Below are 1,412 nucleotides of genomic sequence, written 5' to 3'. Positions count from 1 at the left end.
CGGTCTACCTTCATTGCCCTTAGAACGCTCTCCTATCACGCGACCTAATGGTCGCATCCACAATTTCGGTAATGTACTTAGCCCCGGTAAATTTTCGGCGCAGGATCACTCGGCTAGTGAGCTATTACGCACTCTTTAAATGGTGGCTGCTTCTGAGCCAACATCCTAGCTGTCTATGCAACTCCACATCCTTTTCCACTCAGTACATATTTAGGGACCTTAATTGGTGGTCTGGGCTGTTCCCCTTTCGACGGCGGATCTTATCACTCGTCGTCTGACTCCCGGATATAAATCTGTGGCATTCGGAGTTTATCTGAATTCAGTAACCCATGACGGGCCCCTAGTCCAAACAGTGGCTCTACCTCCACGATTCTTAACTCCGAGGCTAACCCTAAAGCTATTTCGGAGAGAACCAGCTATCTCCAAGTTCGTTTGGAATTTCACCGCTACCCACACCTCATCCCAGCATTTTTCAACATACACGGGTTCGGTCCTCCAGTGCGCTTTACCGCACCTTCAACCTGGACATGGGTAGGTCACCTGGTTTCGGGTCTACGTCAATTTACTGAAACGCCCGTTTCAGACTCGCTTTCGCTACGGCTCCGGTCTTTCCACCTTAACCTTGCAAATTAACGTAACTCGCCGGTTCATTCTACAAAAGGCACGCTATCACCCATTAACGGGCTCTAACTAATTGTAGGCACATGGTTTCAGGAACTATTTCACTCCGCTTCCGCGGTGCTTTTCACCTTTCCCTCACGGTACTGGTTCACTATCGGTCACTAGGGAGTATTTAGCCTTGGGAGATGGTCCTCCCGGATTCCGACCACGTTTCACGTGTGTGGCCGTACTCAGGATACTGAACTGAGGGCCAATGATTTCATCTACGGGGGTATCACCCTCTATGCCGAGTCTTCCCAGACTCTTCGATTATCATTGACTTTGGTAACTCAAATGTTCAGTCCTACAACCCCAAAGAGCAAGCTCTTTGGTTTGGGCTATTCCCCGTTCGCTCGCCGCTACTTAGGGAATCGATTTTTCTTTCTATTCCTGCGGGTACTTAGATGTTTCAGTTCCCCGCGTCTGCCTCAACTTGAGTATGTATTCCCCAAGTTGTAATTACGGATTAATGTAATTGGGTTTCCCCATTCGGAAATCTCCGGATCAAAGCTTACGTACAGCTCCCCGAAGCATATCGGTGTTAGTCCCGTCCTTCATCGGCTCCTAGTACCAAGGCATCCACCATGCGCCCTTCATAACTTAACCTAACGATTACGAAGTAATCGTTGATTAATCGAGTATTAGCGATATAAAACTAATTAAAAAACTCAAAAATACGCAGTTGTTTCTCGGTTTAATTATCTTAATAATTAAAGGAAAATAATTGATAATATCTAGTTTTCAAAGAACAA

1 rRNA gene is annotated in these 1,412 nt (G+C 46.5%); it reads right to left on the bottom strand.

Features of this window, described 5'->3' with window-relative positions:
• Positions 1–1,266: ribosomal RNA gene (locus tag IV54_RS07615) — 23S ribosomal RNA — on the bottom strand; the annotation flags it as partial.
• Positions 1,267–1,412 lie beyond the last annotated feature (146 nt).

It is taken from the genome of Levilactobacillus paucivorans, from assembly GCF_001437125.1.
In the GTDB taxonomy this organism is placed as follows: Bacteria; Bacillota; Bacilli; order Lactobacillales; family Lactobacillaceae; genus Levilactobacillus; species Levilactobacillus paucivorans.
This window is presented reverse-complemented; position numbering and strand designations above follow the sequence as displayed.